The sequence below is a fragment of the Flavobacterium chungbukense genome (assembly GCF_020805785.1).
Classification (GTDB): Bacteria; Bacteroidota; Bacteroidia; order Flavobacteriales; family Flavobacteriaceae; genus Flavobacterium; species Flavobacterium chungbukense.
The window spans coordinates 672,557-694,674 of record NZ_JAJGZV010000002.1; the positions used below are offsets into that span (position 1 = coordinate 672,557).

A 22,118-nucleotide genomic window follows, 5' to 3' on the forward strand; every position below is an offset into this window, starting at 1 on the left:
TATGAGCGCCGATAATTCTTATTTAGAAAGTACCAAAAAGCAGTTTTTATATTATAAAATGCTAGGCGAAAAAGCAATCAATCAGCTTGAGCCAGAACAGCTTTTTATTGCTTTTAATGAAGATACAAACAGCATTGCCACCATTATCAAACATATTTCAGGAAACATGCTTTCGCGCTGGACGGATTTTTTAAATACCGACGGAGAAAAAGAATGGCGAAACCGCGATGCCGAATTCGAAAATGATTTAAAATCCAAAGAAGAAGTGTTAGAACTTTGGAACAAAGGCTGGAATTGTCTTGAAAAAGCCTTAGAAAATTTAACTCCTGCACAGCTTTCAGACATCATTTATATTAGAAACGAAGGTCATACCGTTATAGAAGCGATAAATCGTCAATTAGCACATTATCCTTATCATATCGGGCAGATTGTTTTTTATGCCAAACAATTGAAAAACAGCGAATGGAATAGTTTATCAATTCCAAAAAATAAATCAGGAAATTACAACGCTGAAAAGTTTGCTAAAGAAAAAGAAATTAAGAACTTTACTGACGATGAATTAAAAAGATTGAAATGATAAAAGCTATAAGCTTTAAGCAATATGCAATAAGCAAAACCGCTTATTATTAAGCTTAAAGCCTATTGCCTAAAGCTTAAAGCATAAAAAAAATGAAAAAAATTATATTATTATTTCCCTTTTTGGCATTAGTTTCCTGCTATAATGCCGAGCATAATTGTAAAGATTTTAAAACTGGGAAATTTAAATTTGAATACGAAGTAAATGGTGAAAAAAACACCACTTTTTTTGAACGCAAAGAAGATATTGAAATTGAAACTTTTGAAGGAAAAACAGATACTGCAACCATTCGCTGGGTAAGTGACTGCGAATATATTCTACAAAAGAAACATCCAAAAAATATGGCTGAAGAAAAAGCAATAAGTATGAAAATTCTAACGACTTCTAAAGATTCTTATACTTTTGAATTTGGAATGGTCGGTTCTGAAGAAAAACAGCGCGGTACAGTTCATAAAGTTGAATAATTCTTGATTTTATAAAAATTTAAGCTCCATTTTAGGGAGCTTTTTTTTTATTTTAATGATTGAAACACTTTGTGGAGTTACTTACGCAGATCCCTCGTTCCTCGGTATGACAAAAACTGTGGAAAAAACCTTTGCCTCTTTGCACCTCTGTCCCTTTGTCACTTAAAAAATAAATGTGTTTCTTTTACATTTCTATTTAAAATAGTACTTTAGAACTTTAATCTAGCCACATGAAAAATACCATTTCGCAAAGAGTTGCCGATTTTTTAAAGAGTTATCCGCCATTTAATTTTTTGCATCAGAAAGATTTAGAAAAACTATCTGAACAGATTTCTATAATTTATAAAGAAAAAGATGCTGTAATATTTGCCGAAAACGACAAAACTCACGATTCTTTTTATGTGGTTCATAAGGGCGCTGTCGCTTTAAAAAGAAGCACCAAAAACACCGTTTTAGACATGTGCGATGAAGGCGATATCTTTGGACTTCGCCCGCTATTGGCACAAGAAAACTACATTATGGAAGCCGTAGCACATGAAGAAAGTATTTTATACGCTATTCCAATTGCAGTTTTTAAACCTTATGCACTTGAAAACAGAAATGTTGGAAATTTCCTGATCGAAAGTTACGCTTCAAATACAAGAAATCCGTACTCTGATATTCATAAAGATAAATTATATGGCGATGATTTATTAGATGATGATCTTCATTCTAGCAATCATTCTTTTGATTTAGCCCCAATTAAATATTCAAAAAAAATAGTCACTTGCAGTCCATCTACAACCGTTCGAGATATTGCAATAATTATGAGTAAAAAGAAAGTCGGAGCAATTTTAATTGTAGATGAAATGCTCCCGATTGGTATTTTGACCGACAAAGACTTACGTAACAAAATCGTAACTGGAGATTTTCCTATTACTACCACAGCAGAAACGATAATGACAAAACCCGTTATTACGTATTCTAAAAAAATGACCGTTACAGAAGCACAAATGGCGATGATGAAAAGCAATATAAGTCATTTATGTTTAACAAAAGATGGAACTGTAAATACAAAAGCAGTTGGTATTTTATCTAAACATGATGTTATGGTTGCGCTTGGAAACAATCCGGCTGTATTAATAAAAGCTTTGAAACGTACCAAAAAGATCAAGGAGATAAAACCGATTCGAAACCAAATTATGCAATTGTTGCAAGGTTATTTGGATCAAAATATTCCGATGACCTTAATTACCAAAATTATTACAGAACTAAATGAAGCTTGCACTACTCGTGTAATCGAAATTTGTATCGATAAAATGAGTAGTCCTCCACCAGTAAAATTTGCCTGGCTGGCAATGGGAAGTCAAGGAAGAGGTGAACAAATGCTGCATACTGATCAAGATAATGCTATTGTTTATGAAAATGTAAATGAAGTTTTTAAAGATGAAACCAGAATTTATTTTCAAAAGTTTGCTGGACTTGTCAATAAAGGTCTTTTTGAAATTGGATATGATTACTGCCCAGCCGAAATGATGGCATCCAATCCAAAATGGTGTATGAGTTTAGATGATTGGAAAAATCAAGTACGTCATTGGATTACAAATCCCGGAAAAAATGAGGTTTTATTATCTTTTATTTTCTTTGATTATAGCTCTACTTACGGTGATACAGAAATTGTAAGCCAGCTTTCAGATTATATTTTTGAAACCATAAAAGCAAATCCGATTTTCTATATGCATTTAGTGAGCGGTGCTCTGCAAAGTCCGTCTCCTACAGGTTTCTTTAGACAATTTTTGGTTGAACAAGATGGCGCTAATAAAGACAATTTTGATATTAAACGAAGAGCTTTAATGCCTTTGACTGATGCTGCGCGCGTTTTAATTTTATCTCATTCTATTAAAGGAATCAGCAATACGGCAGAACGATTTGAAAAATTGGCAGAATTAGAACCTAATAATAGAGAGTTGTATTTATCGTGTTCTTACTCCTTTAAAGCTTTACTAAAATTTAGAACCAAACAAGGTCTTCTGCACCATGATTCGGGGCAGTTTATCGAATTGGAATCTTTAACCAAAATGGAAAAAATTAAGCTGAAACGTACTTTTAAGACCATTAAAGAACTGCAGGAATTAATTTCTGTTCGTTTTAACATCTCAAATCTGGTATAATAATGAGTTTATTCAATTTTTGGAAAAAAGAGGAAATCAATCTGTTTGACGAAAATGTTACGATTGAAGAAACTCGTTTTGTCGTTTTAGATACTGAAACAACTGGGTTTGATTATGAGAATGACCGTATGCTTTGTATTGGCGCATTGACTCTTCAAAACGGAATAATCAATGTTCAGCAAAGTTTTGAGGTTTATCTTAAACAAGATCATTATGATAAATCTACGGCACAAATTCACGGAATTCTAAAAGATTTACTTGTCAAACGTCCAACTGAATTAGAGGCTTTACAGCAGTTTTTAGATTTTCTTGGCGATTCCATAATTATTGCGCATCATACTATTTTTGATGTTACGATGATTAATAAAGCTTTAGAAAGAAACGGACTTCCACAATTAACAAACAAGACTCTCGATACTGCATATTTGTATAAAAAGACATTAATTCAATCTCATCTGTTTGAGCGAAAAGATCATTATACGCTTGATGATCTGGCTGATAAATTTGATATTTCCAAAAAAGACCGCCATACCGCATTAGGTGATGCATATATTACTGCTATTGCTTTTCTTAAAATTGTAAAAAAATTAAAAGAGAAAAAAGCAGTTAATTTAAATCAGCTGTTTAAACCACTTTAAGATTTTATGATTCTTAAATTTACATTCTAAACTTCTAATTTACCATTTGATAATATCAGACTTACAATTATTAGCATTAAGAAAAAATTAACATAACGTGTATTTTGTTTTAGAGAGATAGATTTGTTCTATCAAAAAAAACACAAAACAATTATGAAAGCTAACTTATTAAAGTCAATTACCGTCCTTGGAATTGTAGGTTTATCTGCAATTAGCTGCCAAGATGATGACAAAAAATCTTCAAATGAAGTAAATGCAAGTATCGATTTTACGTCACATTCAAAAGTACCTGCTTTTGTTTATCCAATGACTGGATTCGAAAACCTAAAAATCAGCACTTTAATTGCAAGTTCTGATGTTCTTCCAGACTCACCTTCTTTTGTTTATGGTGCTCAGCCTGATGGAGCAGGATTAATGAAAGATCCAAATGGCGATGGATACATTATGATTACAAACCACGAAATCCTACAATCGGTTTCAAGAGTATATTTAGATAAAACATTCAAACCTGTAAAAGGAGATTACTTAGTTGATGGTGTTGGAGGTTTAACACGTTTATGTTCTGCAACTTTGGCAACTCCAGAAATTCATGGTTTTGGTCCAATCTTTTTAACTGCTGGAGAAAGCGGTCAGGAAAGTATGGTTCACGGAATTAACCCGCTAGGATTATCTTCTGATAAAGCTAGAAAAGATAGAGTTTTACCAGCTTTAGGAAAAGCAAGTATGGAAAATGCTGTTCCGCTTCCAAAAGAAGCTTATCCCGGAAAAACAGTTATTCTTATTGGAGAAGATCAATCCTATGCAACTTCACACGTAAGTGCTGGACAATTAATTATGTATGTAAGTACAGTTGGAGATTTGTCTAACGGAAAATTATATGCTTTAAAAAGAACAGACGGAAATCAGGTTGAAATGACTATGACATTAACTGGTTCATATCCTGTAGAATTTGTTGAAATTCCAAATGCTAAAAACTTAACCGGCGCTGTGATCAATACAACGGTAAACGATTTAAAAGCAATTCGTTTTTCTAGAGTTGAAGATGTAGATTACAGAAAAGGAAGCGCAAACAATAATAGAGAAATCTACTTTACTGCAACAGGTCAAGCAACTAATAATGCTCCAGTTGAAGGATATACCATGTGGGGAAGAGTTTATAAACTAAAATTAGACGCTTCAAATCCATTAAAAGGAACGTTAGAATTGGCTGTTGAAGGTGACAGTACTCCTGGAACTGGAATCATCAATCCTGATAACTTATGTGTAACTGAAAACTATGTTTACATCCAAGAAGATGGTGACAGTTATTATGCAGATGCTAAACACGATTCATACATCTGGCAGTACAACATTGGTACAAAACAAAACAAAGCTTGGTTAAACATGAACCACAAAAGAACAGATGTGGCTTGGAATACACTTTACAACCAAAGTGGCGAAATGAGATTTGGAAGCTGGGAATTTGGTGCTATGGAAGATATTTCAGATATCATTGGTGTTCCAGATACTTTCACAGTAAACATTCACCCACACACTTGGCAAAGTGATGCATTTAAAAATGCTGACGGTTCAGGAACGCAAACTAATAAAGAAGGCGGGCAAACTGTAATTATTAGAAACGTACAAAGATAATCACAGCCAAAATCTATTTGACAACCCTTATTACACAATAAGGGTTATTGCTATTACAGTCCTATTATGAAATTAAAACACTTTTCTTTTCTATTCATACTGCTTTGTTTTTTCTTTTCATGTAAACAAAATGAAACTTCAAAACCTACAGTCAAACAAGAATTACTTATTGATTTAAGTAAACTGAATAATGAAATTGTTCATTTTCAAAAGCTTGTAAAAAACAATTCGCCACAGAAAGAAATTATAGAACAATTTAAAAAGTCACGTCTGGCTTATAAAAAAGTCGAATGGGCAATTGAGTATTTTATTCCTGAAACCGCCAGATTTATGAATGGTCCAGCATTGGACGAAATGGAACTGGAAGAAAACAGATCTTTTGAGCCTCACGGTTTTCAAGTTATGGAAGAAATAATTTATCCTGAATATAATCCTGAAAGTAAAGAAGATTTAACTAGAGAATTAAATATATTTCAATCGAATATAAAGCAGCTTGAAAGTACTTTTGAAGTTATAACAGTAAGCGATGATTATGTATTGGATGCTATTCAACAGAATGTTTTTAGAGTTGTCACTTTAGGAATAACAGGTTTTGACAGTCCTATTTTACAATCTTCAATTCTAGAGACTGGCCAAAGTCTAATCTCAATTCCAAAAACTCTCGAAAAAATCAATACTGATAATAAATCACTATCTGAATTAAGAGAATTGACTAAAAAAGCACAGCAGTACTGTACAGAAAACAATAATTTCAATGCTTTTAATCGAGCCATTTTTATAACAGAATATCTCAATCCAATATCTAAAAAATTGAAAGATTTTCAGAAACAGGAAAATATTCAAAATGTAAAGAAAAATAGTCCTTTAAAGTCAACTATTGGAACTTTATTTGATAAAGACGCTTTTGATGTCAACGGCTTTGTACTTTCTAAAGAATATGATTTTACTAAAGAAAAAGCAGTTTTAGGCGAAAAATTGTTTTACGACAAAAGTCTTTCAAAAAATAACGACCGAAATTGTGCGACTTGCCATAATCCGGAAAAAGCTTTTACAGATGGATTAAAAACTAATGTTTCTTTAACCGGAATGAATTTACCACGAAACACTCCTACTCTGACCTATGCCTCATTACAAAATGCTCAATTTTGGGATATGCGTCAATTAGATTTAGAAAAACAAAGTGTTGATGTTATTCAGAATAAAGATGAAATGCATGGTTCTATTGAAAACATTAATGCTAAAATTCAAGTAGATAAAGAATATGTAAAACTCTTCTTGAAAGGTTATCCTAAAACTTCAAAACCAGAAGCTTGGCAGATTCAAAATGCTATTGCGAGTTATGTAAGATCTTTAAATGCTTTTGATTCGAGATTTGATGATTATATGAGAGGAAATAAAAATGCTCTTAACAATGAGGAAATTGAAGGAATGAACCTTTTTATGGGAAAAGCAAAATGCGCTACTTGTCATTTTACGCCTATATTTAACGGAACAGTTCCTCCAAGTTATTCTAAAACCGAACACGAAGTTATCGGAACTCCAAATGAAGCTTCTGGAAAATCTTTAAGCCCAGATAAAGGACGTTATTTATATAATAAAATGCCTCAATTAATAGGTGCTTTTAAAACTCCGACAGTTCGAAATGCAGCAATTACAGCTCCATACATGCATAACGGAGTTTTTAAGACTCTCGAAGAAGTAGTTTCTTTTTACAATAAAGGCGGTGGAGTTGGTTTAGGTTATGAAGTAGAAAATCAAACTTTACCATTTGACAAACTGAATTTAACAGTGAAAGAAGAAAAAGCGCTTGTTGCTTTTATGAAAACACTTACGGATAAGAAATACCAGTAAAACCAAAATAAAATTCCAATTGAACATAACGCCGAAAATTTACTTTTCGGCGTTATGTAATTTAATCAACAAACATTCTATACGGAAATACATTTGATGATCTATTTTTTAGATTTCTCATGAAGCTATCACAAAGATATTTCCACTCCGAATCTGACAAATGCTGCTTCTCATCAGGATTTGTTTTAATGAATATATCGACAGTTCTGCTAAAACCAGCTTTTACAGAAATTTCTTTTCTTGTTCCTTTTTCGATTTTAATATCTGAAATCGAACTTCTAAAATGGTTAAAACCAAAAGCTTTAATATCTGCAAAAGTTACAATTCTTCCTCTAGTCAATAAAGCATTTCTATAAGCTAAAATTCGATCTTTATTATTTTGTTTGTTTAATCCACCAACAGTATTTGTCAAAAGTGTCGTTGTCTGGCTTACAAAAAACAAATCATCTTTGCACTCCAAAACCGTTCCTGCTTTGATATCATTTCCTTCTTCGGCACATGTCGACCAATAACTGATCTTAAATGATTTACCTACAGATTCGTCTGCTTTGGGTTTAATCATTAAATAAGGATCGTTATTTTTAGAAAAATTGCTCTCTTTGGCTTGCTGTTCTACGGAAGCAAATAACTGGTTAATTTGAAGCAAAGAGCTATTCATGAAATCTTTTCCTAAACCTGCAAAAGAGGAACTTTCATCTTTTAATAAATCTAGAAGGTTTTGCAGTAATTCCCATTGTGAGTACCTTCAATAATGGAGAAATCCCAACATCAACTTCCTTACTGGAAATTATGGCAAATTATTTCAGACCCGAATTTTTAGGACGTTTAACCGAAATAGTACCTTTTGCGCCTATCAGTAAAGAAAATGCATTGAAAATTTTCGAAATTCACCTCAAAAAAGAGTTTACAGATTTATTGAAAAACATAAATATTAAAGTTGAAATTCCTATGGATGTGAAACTTTACCTTGCCGAAAATGGTTACAATACTAAATATGGAGCAAGACCAATTAAAAGTATTATCAGAACGCATTTAAGAAGACCTTTGGCAAAGAAAATAATTTCTGGCGAAGCAAAAGATGGTGATACTATTTTTGTTAGCATTGAAAATAATGAAGTAAAATGGACTAAAAGAGAAATAGTTTCACTCAATGAAATTAATCTTTAAATCAAAAAAAACGCTAAGAAATTAATCCTAGCGTTTTTTATTTTTTATTCTAAAACCAAACCAATTTGCCCATCATCATCTAATTCTGTTTCAACAGGATCATCTTCTGATATTTCTGGCTTTTCCGGAACTTCTTCGACCGGTTCTTCATAAGGAAGCGGGTCTAATAAATTAACCTGTTTTAGTTTATCCGTAGTTAATTGATTTCCTAAAGCTTTAAAACCTTTTACCGCTATAAAGTCCTCAACATCAATATGTAAATCTTCTTTTTGAACTCCTTTTACTTTCGCAAAAACTAATTGCGCAACAGGTCGATAATCTGTTGAAACAATCTCTAATTGCGAATTTGGATGATCTGTAATAAAGCTTTCCTCTTTACCTTCATTTTCTACAAGGAAACGTTTTAAGAAATAACGTTCTTTTTCACCATCATAATAAATTGCAGAAATTGGCTTTTTAGGTTTCCATTTCTCCAGAACAATCATATCTTCTTCAAAATGAGTTGATAATTCAGGAATAATTACTTTTAATTTACCTGTCTGGCTAATTACTAAAATTTTATCACTTGGTTTAAATTCGCCCAATAATTCCCCTCTTGCATCAACATTTAAACGTTTAACAGTATCATCAAACCAAACTTTTCTTGGCAGTAAAGTCGAAATTCCCTTCTCTTTTAATTCAATTTTTTTGATTGGATATTTTGTAACCAAATTTCCTTTTGATCCACGACCTTTAATTGCGAGTTTAGCAAAATCAATATCGAATTTCAGTTTCTTGATTGTTCCAACTTGACGCAACAAAATAGTCACAACCTCTGCTTCACCGTTTGGATTGTGTGAAAAATAAACCACTTGAGATCCATTTGTACCATTTGTTAAATCGTAAGCTTTATCGCGTGTTACTCCAGTAACATTGAAACGTTTTATGTATGATGGTCCTGATTTTCCATCACGATACATCATGTTATAAATGGTTCGTTTATCGTTTTTATCAAAGACTGCAGCGTGTATGATATCTTTTCCAATAAAAGTTTTGGCATCGACTTTTGTAATCATCAATGTTCCATCTCTAAGAAACACGATAACATCATCAATATCGGAACAATCGCCTACATATTCATCTTTCTTTAAACTTGTTCCTACGAATCCTTCTTCGCGATTCACATAAAGTTTCGTGTTACGTAAAACTACTTTTGTAGCTTCAACGTTATCAAAAACACGAAGTTCTGTCTGGCGTTCTCGCCCTTTTCCGTATTTCTCTTTTAATTTGGTAAAATAAGCAATTGCAAAATCGGTTAAATGTTCTAGATTATGCTCTACTTCCTTCATCTCATCTTCTAACTTAGCAATTAAATCATCTGCTTTATCAGAGTCAAAACGAGTAATACGAATCATTGGAATTTGAGTCAAACGCTGTAAATCTTCGTCGTTGATTTCTCTGACGAATGATTTTTTGAAAGGCTCAAAACGATCGTATAAATATTTATAAAGTGATTCTCTGTCTCCGTACAATTTGAAATCGATATACATTTCTTCACGAATGAAGATTTTTTCTAAAGTAGAAAAATGCCACTTATTTTTTAATTCTTCAAGCTGAATTTCTAATTCCTGACGAAGTAAATCGACGGTTCTGTGCGTTGAAATTTTCAACATTTCAGAAACTCCAATAAACAAAGGTTTATTGTCTTCAATAACACATCCTAAAGGTGCTACAGAAGTTTCACAAGCTGTAAAAGCAAACAAAGCATCAATTGTTTTATCTGGAGAAACGCCTGGGAAAAGATGAATTAAAATCTCAACATCCGCAGCGGTATTGTCTTCAATTTTCTTAATTTTTATTTTACCTTTTTCATTGGCTTTCAAAATACTATCAATTAAACTCGATGTATTGGTAGAAAACGGAATTTGTGTAATCACCAATGTATTTTTGTCTAATTGTGAAATTTTAGCACGCACACGCACACGACCGCCACGCATACCATCATGATAATTGGAAACGTCTGCAATACCCTGCGTCATAAAATCAGGATAAAGCGTAAATGGTTTTCCTTTTAAAATCTTGATCGAAGCGTCGATTAACTCATTGAAGTTATGAGGTAAAACCTTAGTCGAAAGTCCAACCGCAATACCTTCTGCTCCCTGCGCTAAAAGCAATGGGAATTTTACTGGAAGATTGTTTGGTTCTGCACGACGACCGTCATACGAAACTCCCCAATCTGTAATTTTAGGAGAATATAAAACCTCTAAAGCAAATTTAGATAGACGTGCCTCAATATAACGCGAAGCTGCTGCTCCGTCACCTGTCAAAATATTTCCCCAGTTTCCTTGGCAATCAATCAATAAGTCTTTTTGACCAATTTGTACCATTGCATCTCCAATACTCGCATCTCCGTGTGGGTGATACTGCATGGTGTGACCAACAACATTGGCAACTTTATTATAACGACCATCGTCCAACTCTTTCAAAGAGTGCATAATACGACGCTGAACCGGTTTAAATCCGTCCTCGATAGCAGGAACTGCACGTTCCAGAATTACGTATGAAGCATAATCCAAAAACCAGTCTTTGTACATTCCGGTTACTTTGGTAATAACGTCCTCGCCTTCTTCTTCGTGATTTTCGTAAAAATGCTGTCCTTCGAAATGTTTAGCATCTACGTCGATAATCTCATCGTCATCTCCATTTTGATTGTCATCAATTTGGTTTTCATCCTGATTATTCTCGTCGTCGTTTGGAATTATGTTATCGTCTTCTTCGTCTTTCATTTAATTATATCTAATTATAATTTTATTTGTTTTCAAGAAGTTCTTTTAAAACTTCAACGCTTGGTAAAACGGTCTTATATTTACTCGCAAAAATCTGCTCATTATTTTCTGGCAATGTATATTTGACTACAGATTCACTTTTATTTTGACAAAGCACAATTCCGATTGTTTTATTTTCATCTTCCAAACGCATTTCTCTGTCATAATAGTTAACATACATTTGCATCTGTCCTAAATCCTGATGTTTTAACTCTCCAATTTTCAAATCAATCAGAACAAAACATCTTAAAATTCTATTGTAAAAGACTAAATCAATCCTAAAATGTTTATCATCAAAACTAATTCTTTCTTGTCTTCCCACAAAAGTAAAACCATGACCTAATTCTAATAAAAACTGTTCCAGTTTATTAATGATTTTTTCTTCTAATTGAGATTCTGAATATTGATGTAATTCCGGTAATCCTAAAAATTCTAGTATATAAGGATCTTTGATAATATCTTTTGGCTTTTCGATAATCTGACCATGTTCTGAAAGCTTTAATATTCCATCTTTATCTCTACTTAAAGCTAATCGTGTATAAAGTGCCGTATCGTATTGGCACTTTAATTCTCGAACGCTCCAATTATTTTTTTCAGATTCAATTTTGTAAAACCGTCTTTCTTTTTCATCTTCAATTCGCATTAAAAAAATATAATGACTGAAAGTCAATTTAAAAAAAGAAGACAAAGTTTGATAATCTGGTTTATTAAATTCCGCAGTCACTGACTGCGTTTTTTGAGATTTGAATTCCGCAGACACTGTCTGCGCTTTTTGAATTTGTAAAATCCTATTCAGTGACTCGGATTTTGAAAAAATAATATAGAATTGTCTAATTTGCTCTAAATTCCTAACAGAAAAGCCTTTACCAAACTCTTTTGTTAGCTGTTGGGATAAACCTTTTAGAAGCTGTTTTCCATATTCAGCCCTATCTTTTCCATTTTGCTCTTCTTCAACAATAATTCTTCCAATTTCAAAATAAGTAATTGTCATTGTAGAATTTACGGTACGCAAAACCTGTTGTCGGGCATTTTGCAATAGCTCGGCAACTTGCTGGAAAATAACTTTATTTTGAAGACCGTCTGACACTATTTGTTATTCTAAAAATTCTTAAACCTCCTCCAACTCATCAATCTCAACCTTCAAGTTCTTGATAATAAACTCTTGTCTATCCGGCGTGTTTTTACCCATGTAGAAAGACAACAACTGCTCGATTGAAGTATGTTTATCCATCATAACCGGATCAAGGCGGATCGTGTCTCCAATGAAGTTTTTGAACTCATCTGGCGAAATCTCCCCCAAACCTTTAAATCGGGTGATTTCTGGTTTTGGTTTGAGTTTCTCAATAGCATCTTTTCTTTCTTCTTCAGAGTAACAATAAATCGTTTCTTTTTTATTACGAACCCTAAAAAGCGGTGTTTGCAAAATATACAAATGCCCTTCTTTGATTAACTCTGGAAAAAATTGTAAAAAGAACGTAATCAAAAGCAAACGAATGTGCATTCCGTCCACATCGGCATCGGTTGCGATTACGATGTTGTTGTAACGTAATTTTTCTAATCCGTCCTCAATATCTAATGCTGCTTGCAGTAAATTGAATTCTTCGTTTTCATACACAATCTTTTTCGTCATTCCGTATGAATTCAAAGGCTTACCACGTAAACTGAAAACCGCTTGTGTATTTACGTCACGTGACTTTGTAATTGACCCAGAAGCCGAATCTCCCTCGGTAATAAAAAGCGTACTTTCTAGGTTTCTTGGGTTTTTGGTATCTGGAAGGTGGGCGCGGCAATCTCTTAATTTTTTATTGTGAAGATTGGCTTTTTTAGCGCGATCTGTAGCCAGTTTTCTAATTCCTGATAATTCTTTACGCTCACGTTCTGCCTGAAGAATTTTGCGTAACAAAGCATCTGCAGTTGTTGGATTTTTATGCAGATAATTATCCAGTTTCGTTTTGATAAAATCGTTTACGAAAGTACGAACAGAAACCGCTGGTGTTCCGTCGTCAGAACCCATATCTGTAGAACCTAATTTTGTTTTGGTCTGAGACTCAAAAACAGGTTCCATCACTTTAATACTAATCGCACTTACAATAGATTTACGAACATCTGATGCTTCGAAATTCTTGTTATAAAACTCACGAATCGTTTTTACAACCGCTTCACGGTAAGCCGCTAAGTGTGTTCCTCCTTGTGTTGTATTCTGACCGTTTACAAAAGAGTGATATTCTTCGCTGTATTGCGTTTTACTGTGTGTAAGCGCAACCTCGATATCATGCTCTTTTAAATGGATAATTGGATATTCTAAATCGTCTTCATTGATCGTTTCTTCTAATAAATCACGAAGTCCGTTCTCTGAATAATATTTTTCTCCGTTGAAAATAATTGTCAAACCATTGTTCAAGTAACAATAGTTTTTGACCATTTTGATCACGTATTCTAAACGGAATTTATAGTTTTTGAAAATCGTTTCGTCTGGCGTAAAAGTTACTTTAGTTCCTTTACGTTTTGTAGTATCAATTACATCTTCTTCTAAAACTAAATTTCCCGCAGAAAACTCTGCTGCTTTTTGTTTATCATCACGAACAGATTCTACTCGGAAATAATTCGAAAGCGCATTTACCGCTTTCGTTCCGACTCCGTTCAAACCAACTGATTTCTGGAAAGCTTTTGAATCGTACTTTCCACCTGTATTCATTTTCGAAACTACGTCAACTACTTTCCCTAACGGAATTCCACGCCCATAATCACGAACCGAAACCGTTTTATCTTTGATAGTGACTTCAATAGTTTTTCCAGAGCCCATTACGAACTCGTCAATACAGTTATCTAAAACCTCTTTTAAAAGAATATAAATACCATCATCTGGAGAAGAACCGTCTCCTAATTTTCCGATATACATTCCCGGACGCATACGGATATGTTCTTTCCAGTCGAGTGATCGAATATTATCTTCGGTATATTGATTTTGCTCTAGCATAAGGTGAATTGGATTTTTGGCTAATGTACCATTTATCGACAAAAAATGAAAGCGTATTTTTCTTTTTGTTACGAATAATAACAGCTTTTTAAGCTATTTAAATTAATTTTAAAATAATACGCCCTTAAAAATATAAAAAAGCAGCGATGAAACAAAAAAAATACTATTTGATTCCGAGCACTTGTTTTGCCAAAGCAATCATTTCGGGAGTTCCCGTATTTTTGTTTTTTTCGTCAGAAAGTTTTACAACGCCTTGCCAATGTATATTATCGGGCTTTGTATCGGTTAATTTAATTACCATATTCATAGCAGGAAGACCTACATCGTTGGTAAAATTGGTTCCGATTCCAAATGACATTTTTATTTTGTCTTGACAAAAATCTGCAATCTTTTTTACTTTATCATAATTTAGAGAATCTGAAAAAACAATCGCTTTGGATTTTGGATCAATTCCCATTTTATTATAATGAGCAATTACTTTTTGGGCAAACTCAATCGGATCGCCGCTGTCGTGTCTCACACCATCAAAAAGTTTGGAATATTTTTTATCAAATTGATTAAAGAATATTTCTGTAGTATAAGTATCCGTTAGTGCAATTCCGAGATCTCCTCCATAAACTTTTGTCCAGTTTTCGAGACTTATAAAATTTGCCACCTGAAAACCATATTGAGCGGCATGAAACATAAACCATTCGTGGGCGTGCGTTCCTAAAGGTCTTCTATTGTTAACCATTGCAAAATGTACATTGCTGGTTCCGATAAAACTGTGTCCGCCATAGGTTCTTAAAGTTTCATTTATTAAATCATGAACTTCGTAAGAATGGCGTCTTCTGGTTCCAAATTCTAAAATCGAAACTCCTAATTTATTATACTTATCGATTTTTTCTTTTGTCAGTTCTTTTATGGCTTCATCATTTAAGCGGATTAAATGATTAGATTTATAAAAAAGCTCCGAAATTAGAGCCATTAAAGGAACTTCCCACAAAATAGTTCTGTACCAGAACCCTTCAACCGTTACTTTAATTTCTGAACCTTCTTGACTAATCTGAACCTCAGACGGATCAAAACTATATCCTTGCAGAAAATCTAGATATGTTGGATCTAAATAAGGACAATAATGAGCTAGATAATTTTTCTCTTCTTTTGTTAAACGAAGATCAGCCAATGCATTTACAGAATTTCGAAGTAAATCTGCAAAACCAGCTGGAAAAATATGCTTACCACGATTTATAAATCCGTAACGAACTTTTGCTTTAGGAAAAAGCTTGATTACAGCATGCTGCATCGTAAATTTATAGAAATCATTATCTAGTATCGATTTTAGAAAAGTCGTTTCCATAGTGTTCAAATTCGGATCATTTACTGCTAAGATACGGCAAATTGACAGAAGAAGAAAATGATATAAAGAATCTGCTTAATTTTCTCTATTTTGTTATTATTTTGAAAGAAGCTAAAGCTTTTTGATTTCTATAAAACGTAATAAATTGCGTCATTTTCTTTTTGCATAAAATTTCAAATTCCAGCACATTGTTTTCTTCTTTTAGAATAAACATTTCAAGTTTTTCATCATCATTATCAAAACAAGATAATTCATTAAATTCTGAAAGATTTTTAATTTTAAACAATATTTTATCTCCCTCATTTACTTTAACAATACCTGATTTCGGCAAGAAAACTTCACAATCCTTTTCTATCATTGCATCGTAAATTAATGGCCCATTCAAATAAGCTTCTTTATCCATTTTAGGATTTTTAAATTCAGATTCAGGAAAATGTTTTGCGTAAAAATATTTTGGTTCCACATCAAAATAAATTGGCGTAAACTTTTTAACCGCAGTTTCTGTTTTGTAATCTAAATAACCGCCGCCCCATGTAGCATCAATCAAAATCGATTTTCCATCAATTTCTACCGTATTCCAAGCGTGATTGCTATACAATCTTTTTCTTCCAATATCAGTTAAATCAACTTTAGCATCTCCAATAACTACCTTTACTTTTAATCCTGATAATGTACCTATTTGCTCATACAAAAGAGAAAAATCCTCACAGACTCCTTTTTTATTTCTAAACGCTTTTTTGATCTCATTATCTCGATAGTTTTTCATCTGTCTATCGACTTCAGATTTATCTTTAGAATTAAAAGTTTTTGGATTTGAAGGATTACGAAACTTTTTCACATCATAATTAATGTTAAGCGCAACCCAACTGTAGATTGCTCTTGCTTTATCATATTCTGTAGTAAAATCTTTTTGGATTCGTTCTGCCAATTTTTCTGTATTTCCAAAATTTGGGTATTTCAATACAATACTATCAATTGCATTATACTTTTGGGAATAAGTAATAGTCATGAAGTTAAAAAAAACAAATACAATAGCAATTTTCCTAATTATCATAAATTTAGACTGAAAAGAATCTTATTTTGAAACAATTTTAAAAGAAACGATACTATTTGTATCAATAAATATAGTGACATAATCACCTATATTATTGTCTATAAGAATTTGAAATTCTAAACCTCCTCGTTTTTCTTTTGGATTTTGAACTTTAACAGGTTGATTTCTTTTATTTAAATAAAAAACCTGATTTGATTTTGAGACATTTTTGATTTCAACAGTAATCCTATCTCCATTTCTGGCTTCGATTATTCCAGAATCAGGCGATTTAATTTTATAGTCTTTTTCGATTGTGGTATTGTAGATTAAAGGACCATTTAGAAAATCGCTTTTACTTAATCTATTACCTGAAAAAGTTCCAGAATCTGGAAAATGTTTGGCAAAGAAATAATCAGGATCTGTATCAAAATAAACCGGATTAAAATCATTTACCATTCGTCCTTTACTGCTATCATAATAACCTTGTCCCCAAGTTACATCAATCAAACGCCATTTCTTGTCAATCAAAACTATGTTCCAAGCGTGATTAGACGAAGTGGTTTTTCTACCAATATCTCTTACAGAAACTTTAGAATCTCCTCGAACAATTTCGCATTTCAATCCGACTTGTTGCGCTAAATCTTGATACAATGCTGTAAAACCTTCACAGACAGCTTTTTTTGAATTAAAAGTTTTTTGAATCAGATTATCATTAATCTGTTTTAGTTTTCTTTGTTTTTCAGCTTCAGAAGAATAACTAAAACCTTGCGAGCGTTGTGGATTTAAATAAGCATTATAATCATACTTTATATTGAAAGCAATCCAACTGTAGATCGCGCGCGCGCGCTCAGAATCCGAATCAAAATCTTTCTCGATTTTTTCTGCCAGTTTTTCGGTTGAATTGAAGCTTTTAGGATATTTTGCAACAATTTTATCTACATCGCTAATCTTTTGAGAGAAAGCAAAATGGACAGAAATAATGTTTAGTAAAAGGAATAAAAATGAAATCTTTTTTTGTGGCATTTAAAAATTTGATTTGATAATATCTTTCAGTTCTTGATCTAATTCAGGATTAGAAATTTTATTTTCATTCAAATCAAAATTCGCGCCAAATGTAGGTAATGAGAAACTTCCTTTAATTTCTGCACCATAACGAGGGAAAAGATTTTGTGCAATTCCTAAAACAGATGAACCTCCTCTTCCTCCTGGAGAAGTCGCTAACAACAACATTGGCTTATGCTGAAAAACATCTTTTTCGATACGTGAACTCCAATCGAAAACATTTTTGAAGGCTACAGAATAATTTCCATTGTTTTCTGCCATCGAAACAACAAGAATATCAGCTTCTTTGAGTTTACTAAGAAAAGCTTTTGCCACTTCATGCTGGCCTATTTCTTTTTCAAGATCAACACTAAAAACTGGCATTGCAAAATCGTTAAGATCTAAAACTTCAACTTCAGCATTCTCAAATAAACTCGATGCATAAGTTGCTAAATGTTTATTTATTGACTGTGTGCTATTACTTCCTCCAAAGGCTATAATTTTCATGGTTTCTCGTTTAGTAATTTTTCTTCAATTAGTTCTTTTTTTGGTCCGTCGATTTCGTAAATCTCTTTTGCAATTTCTACAGAATATTCGTTAGGATAGATTTTTCCTCCGTAAGATTTTGCATAGACCTTAGTAAATTCTGCTCCAAAATACAGAATTATTGCCGAATAATAAACCCAAACCAAAATAATAATCACAGAACCCGCTGCACCATATACAGAAGCTACTGTCGAACTGCCTAAATAAAATCCAATGGCAAATTTACCAATCATAAAAAGTATTGCTGTAACACCTGATCCTATAAAAGCATCTTTCCATTTTATTTTTCCATCTGGTAATGTTCTAAAAATTATAGCAAAAAGAAGTGTTATACTGGCTAAAACAATGACCACGTTCACAATATAAAATAGATAAACCGTACTTTCTGGAAAATATACTTTTAGACGTGCACTAAGTAAATCTAAAGTGGTACTTATAAAAAGACTGACCAGCATCAAAAAACCAACCGAAGCAATCATCGAGAATGACATTAAGCGATTTTGAATAAACTTCTTAATTCCTTTATCTGGTTTTGCACGAAGTCCCCAAATAAAATTAATTGAACTTTGTATTTCGGCAAAAACTCCCGAGGCTCCAATTAATAGCATAACGATTCCAAATACGGTTGCAAAAACATTATCGCCAGACAATTGTACATTTTTAATAGCTTCCTGAATTTGAGTTGCAGCGCCATTACCTACCAAACCATTAATTTGTCCGTATAATTCTCCGGTCACCGCTTCTTCTCCAAAAAAGAAACCGCAAATTGTGATAATAATAATCAATAGAGGCGGTAACGCAAAAATGGTATAGTACGCCAATGCTGCGCTTAACTTAATTGCGTTATCATCGTTAAATTCTAAAAAGGTATTCTTTAAGAGAAACCAAGTTTTGGAGAATATATTTTTGATTTTCATGTGCTGACTATTTGATATTCTCTCAAATTTACGCAATAATGAAAATTTTGAATTCTTGATTTTTAACCAGATTTTATATTTTTTCCATGTTAATTATCCATAATCTTATCATACTCCTGATCAGTTCCTAATTTTTTTATTTTCAGAATATTTTTAAATTCACGTCGTGTTGGTTTTATCAAATATGAAGTTGAATCTAACATTTTGCCTTTAATTAAAGTAACTGAATCAAGCTTAGATAAATCTTCACGTAAATAAATATGCTTAATTTTAAGTATATTTTTTTCTAAAGCTATAGTTTTTATATCCCAAAATATCGAATCTCTTGTACTTAAAACTAATTGGCCATCAATACGTTTTGCTTTTTGATTAAGCGAAAACCTAAAAATGGTATCAATACTTTTTTCTACCATTTCTATGGAATCTCCTTTAAAATAAAAATCAAATTTTTCCTTTGTTTCTTTATCTATCAATTGATCATTGACAACCTCATACTTCTGTTTTAAAGAGTCTAAAAAGTATTTATGAAATCTATATTTATAAAAATACTCCCTTAAAATCCTGTCTTCTTCAATTCTAATGTAAGTAGAATCGCTATTCATATATAATCCTTTAAATTTAGATGGAAATCCTCTTAATTCAGAATCATTAATAGGTTGCGGATTTTCAAAGTAAAAAGTCAAACAACCATCACAAACTTCTACTGCTTCCGCATCTGCTTTTTTACAAGAACTTAAAACAGTTATTAAAGCGAATATTAAAATTAGCTTTTTCATATCCAGTTTTATTTATAATGACAAAAAATCCCTTTATCATAAACAGTCCACAAACTTGCTTTTTGGTTTGCCGCTTTTAAAGCATTGTTTGCCCAGGTATTACAAGTATAAAAAAGACTATAACTTCCTTTTGCTTCATAAAAAGCATCTTTCTTTCCGTAACTGTGACCTTCAATCCATTCTGGGCGAACTGGATCGCTGAAACTATTTGAAATATAATTGACTAATTTTTGATAGTTGTCTTTTGAAACCAAAATGCGTTTGCAATCTTCTCCTTCTGTCAATTGTTTGAAAAATGTAGTATGCATTGCCGACGAACTTACACCAAAAACGGCTTTTAAAGCTGTACTTGCTTTCAAATCTGACCATTCTGGCGTATCTAAATAAAATCCTTTATCGCCCCAGCCAAAACCTATATAATTCATTAAAGAATCTTTCGATTGTGTTTGATTAAACTGAATCTGGTTTCTCCAGTCTTTGATTTCATTTTTTACAGGAACAACAATATCAGTATGAACACCGTTTGAAAGAATGTAAATTGGAATCGCATTTCGTTCTTCGACTTTTGCAACATCTGAATTGACTGTGATTTTAGAAATAATTAAAACGGATGAAATGTACAAAGCAATAAAACTGAAGATTCCGAAAAGCGTCCAGCCGAGAAATTTGAATGATTTTTTTAGCATTTTGATTGGTTGATTTTAGATTAGTAATTGGTTATTTTTCTGTAACCAATTTTTGAGCCAAAAATTTTGATGCTAAAATTTTTCTCTCGCAGATTTTACAGATCAATCAGATTTATTCTCATTTTTGTGTCATCCTAGCGAAGTCGAAGGACACGCAAGTAGCTCTACAATCTAAATCTCCAATCTTTGCATGGGCTTCGACTTCGCTCAGCCTGACAAAACAGAACTCTACTTTTAAGCATAAAAAAAACTGCTGAATCTCTCCAGCAGTTTTAGTCTTTATTCTTTACTCTTTCTTCTACTATCTCTAAAAAAAATTAAACGTTGAAACGGAAATGCATCACATCACCATCTTTTACCACATATTCTTTTCCTTCTACTTTGAATTTTCCAGCTTCTTTTGCTTTTGCTTCAGAACCGTATTGAACGTAATCTTCGTATGAAATAACCTCTGCACGGATAAATCCTTTTTCGAAATCAGTGTGGATAACTCCAGCAGCTTGCGGTGCCGTTGCCCCAATATTGATTGTCCAAGCACGAACTTCTTTTACACCAGCTGTAAAGTAAGTTTGTTGTTTTAATAATTTGTAAGCCGCACGAATTAAAACAGAAGCTCCTGGTTCAGTTAATCCCATATCTTCAAGGAAAACCTGACGCTCTTCGTAGCTTTCTAATTCTGTAATATCAGCCTCTGCTCCTACTGAAAGAATGATAACTTCAGCATCTTCGTCTTTTACTAATTCACGAACTTGATCAACATATTTGTTTCCGTTTACAGCAGAACTTTCGTCAACATTACAAACGTATAAAACTGGTTTTGCAGTAATTAATTGGAAACCTTCCATCAAAACTTCTTCGTCATTGCTTTGAGGAACAATAGTTCTTGCAGATTTTGCTTGTAATAAAGCTTCTCTAATTCTGTTTAATAAAGCTTCTTCAGTTTGAGCTTCTTTATTTCCAGTTTTTGCAGCACGTTTTACTTTTTCTAAACGTTTTTCGATTGTTTCTAAATCTTTTAACTGCAATTCGATATCAATTGTTTCTTTATCACGAATCGGGTTTACATTTCCGTCTACGTGAACAATATTATCATTATCAAAACAGCGTAAAACATGAATAATAGCATTACACTCTCTAATATTACCTAAAAACTGGTTTCCTAGACCTTCACCTTTACTTGCTCCTTTTACCAAACCTGCAATATCTACGATATCTACAGTAGCCATTTGAACGCGCTCTGGTTTTACCAATTCTTCCAATTTATTGATTCTTGGATCTGGAACGTTTACAACACCAATATTCGGTTCGATTGTACAAAAAGGAAAGTTTGCACTTTGCGCTTTTGCATTAGATAAACAATTAAATAATGTTGATTTTCCAACATTTGGTAATCCTACAATTCCTGCTTTCATCTGTTTGTTTCTATTTATTTTATTTGGTCTTTTTATTTTCAGACCTAAAACACTAAACGTTGTAATTTAATGCATTATGATTTTACGCGTTTTTCTTCTTTCTGCCAA

At 32.6% G+C, this 22,118-nt stretch carries 18 protein-coding genes and 1 pseudogene; 7 read left to right on the forward strand and 12 right to left on the reverse strand.

What is annotated here, in order from left to right; translation table 11 throughout:
• The first annotated feature begins 1 nt into the window (after position 1).
• From LL966_RS08235 to LL966_RS08260, 6 genes are all read left to right on the forward strand, one after another.
• The gene (locus LL966_RS08235) at positions 2–577 is read left to right on the forward strand and encodes a DUF1572 family protein (RefSeq protein WP_229352339.1); all 576 of its coding nucleotides are present in this window, start codon (positions 2–4) and stop codon (positions 575–577) included.
• Between the two features lie 92 nt (positions 578–669).
• Positions 670–1,041 (forward strand): DNA topoisomerase IV, encoded by a 372-nt coding sequence (locus LL966_RS08240; protein ID WP_229352340.1) that lies wholly within the window; start codon positions 670–672, stop codon positions 1,039–1,041.
• A 230-nt stretch (positions 1,042–1,271) separates the two neighbouring features.
• Complete coding sequence (locus tag LL966_RS08245) at positions 1,272–3,191, forward strand: DUF294 nucleotidyltransferase-like domain-containing protein (protein ID WP_229352341.1); 1,920 nt, start codon at positions 1,272–1,274, stop codon at positions 3,189–3,191.
• A 2-nt stretch (positions 3,192–3,193) separates the two neighbouring features.
• Positions 3,194–3,829 carry a 3'-5' exonuclease gene (locus LL966_RS08250; RefSeq protein WP_229352342.1) on the forward strand — a complete coding sequence of 212 codons (636 nt, stop codon included), beginning with the start codon at positions 3,194–3,196 and terminating at the stop codon, positions 3,827–3,829.
• 153 nt (positions 3,830–3,982) lie between these two features.
• Positions 3,983–5,461, forward strand: a complete 1,479-nt coding sequence (locus tag LL966_RS08255) for a PhoX family protein (RefSeq protein WP_229352343.1) — start codon at positions 3,983–3,985, stop codon at positions 5,459–5,461.
• Between the two features lie 66 nt (positions 5,462–5,527).
• Positions 5,528–7,312 (forward strand): cytochrome-c peroxidase, encoded by a 1,785-nt coding sequence (locus LL966_RS08260; RefSeq protein ID WP_229352346.1) that lies wholly within the window; start codon positions 5,528–5,530, stop codon positions 7,310–7,312.
• A 61-nt stretch (positions 7,313–7,373) separates the two neighbouring features.
• On the opposite strand, the gene LL966_RS08265 is transcribed toward LL966_RS08260, so the two are convergent.
• A complete protein-coding gene (locus LL966_RS08265) occupies positions 7,374–7,970 on the reverse strand; it encodes a hypothetical protein (protein WP_229352347.1) in 597 nt (198 codons plus the stop codon).
• Between the two features lie 74 nt (positions 7,971–8,044).
• Between LL966_RS08265 and LL966_RS08270 the strand changes: the two are divergent.
• A pseudogene (locus tag LL966_RS08270) lies at positions 8,045–8,479 on the forward strand (hypothetical protein); the annotation flags it as partial.
• Between the two features lie 44 nt (positions 8,480–8,523).
• Here LL966_RS08270 and LL966_RS08275 read toward each other — a convergent pair.
• The 11 genes from LL966_RS08275 to ychF form a co-directional block, all read right to left on the reverse strand.
• Positions 8,524–11,244 carry a DNA gyrase/topoisomerase IV subunit A gene (locus tag LL966_RS08275; RefSeq protein ID WP_229352350.1) on the reverse strand — a complete coding sequence of 907 codons (2,721 nt, stop codon included), beginning with the start codon at positions 11,242–11,244 and terminating at the stop codon, positions 8,524–8,526.
• Positions 11,245–11,266: 22 nt separating this feature from the next.
• A complete protein-coding gene (locus LL966_RS08280; protein ID WP_229352356.1) occupies positions 11,267–12,370 on the reverse strand; it encodes a PDDEXK nuclease domain-containing protein in 1,104 nt (367 codons plus the stop codon).
• 21 nt (positions 12,371–12,391) lie between these two features.
• Positions 12,392–14,260 (reverse strand): DNA topoisomerase IV subunit B, encoded by a 1,869-nt coding sequence (locus LL966_RS08285; protein ID WP_229352358.1) that lies wholly within the window; start codon positions 14,258–14,260, stop codon positions 12,392–12,394.
• Between the two features lie 163 nt (positions 14,261–14,423).
• Complete coding sequence (gene pncB, locus LL966_RS08290; RefSeq protein ID WP_229352359.1) at positions 14,424–15,599, reverse strand: nicotinate phosphoribosyltransferase; 1,176 nt, start codon at positions 15,597–15,599, stop codon at positions 14,424–14,426.
• Between the two features lie 85 nt (positions 15,600–15,684).
• A complete protein-coding gene (locus tag LL966_RS08295) occupies positions 15,685–16,653 on the reverse strand; it encodes a transglutaminase domain-containing protein (protein ID WP_229352360.1) in 969 nt (322 codons plus the stop codon).
• 21 nt (positions 16,654–16,674) lie between these two features.
• A complete protein-coding gene (locus LL966_RS08300) occupies positions 16,675–17,655 on the reverse strand; it encodes a transglutaminase domain-containing protein (RefSeq protein ID WP_229352361.1) in 981 nt (326 codons plus the stop codon).
• Positions 17,656–18,180 carry an NADPH-dependent FMN reductase gene (locus LL966_RS08305; protein WP_229352363.1) on the reverse strand — a complete coding sequence of 175 codons (525 nt, stop codon included), beginning with the start codon at positions 18,178–18,180 and terminating at the stop codon, positions 17,656–17,658.
• On the reverse strand, positions 18,177–19,136 hold the full coding sequence (locus LL966_RS08310; RefSeq protein WP_095931729.1) for a YihY/virulence factor BrkB family protein: 960 nt from the start codon (positions 19,134–19,136) through the stop codon (positions 18,177–18,179). Before LL966_RS08310 ends, LL966_RS08305 begins: the two co-directional genes overlap by 4 nt.
• Positions 19,137–19,225: 89 nt before the next feature.
• Positions 19,226–19,912 carry a hypothetical protein gene (locus LL966_RS08315; protein ID WP_229352365.1) on the reverse strand — a complete coding sequence of 229 codons (687 nt, stop codon included), beginning with the start codon at positions 19,910–19,912 and terminating at the stop codon, positions 19,226–19,228.
• An 8-nt stretch (positions 19,913–19,920) separates the two neighbouring features.
• Complete coding sequence (locus LL966_RS08320) at positions 19,921–20,598, reverse strand: TIGR02117 family protein (protein ID WP_229352366.1); 678 nt, start codon at positions 20,596–20,598, stop codon at positions 19,921–19,923.
• A gap of 317 nt (positions 20,599–20,915) precedes the next feature.
• Complete coding sequence (gene ychF, locus LL966_RS08325; RefSeq protein WP_229352368.1) at positions 20,916–22,010, reverse strand: redox-regulated ATPase YchF; 1,095 nt, start codon at positions 22,008–22,010, stop codon at positions 20,916–20,918.
• Positions 22,011–22,118 lie beyond the last annotated feature (108 nt).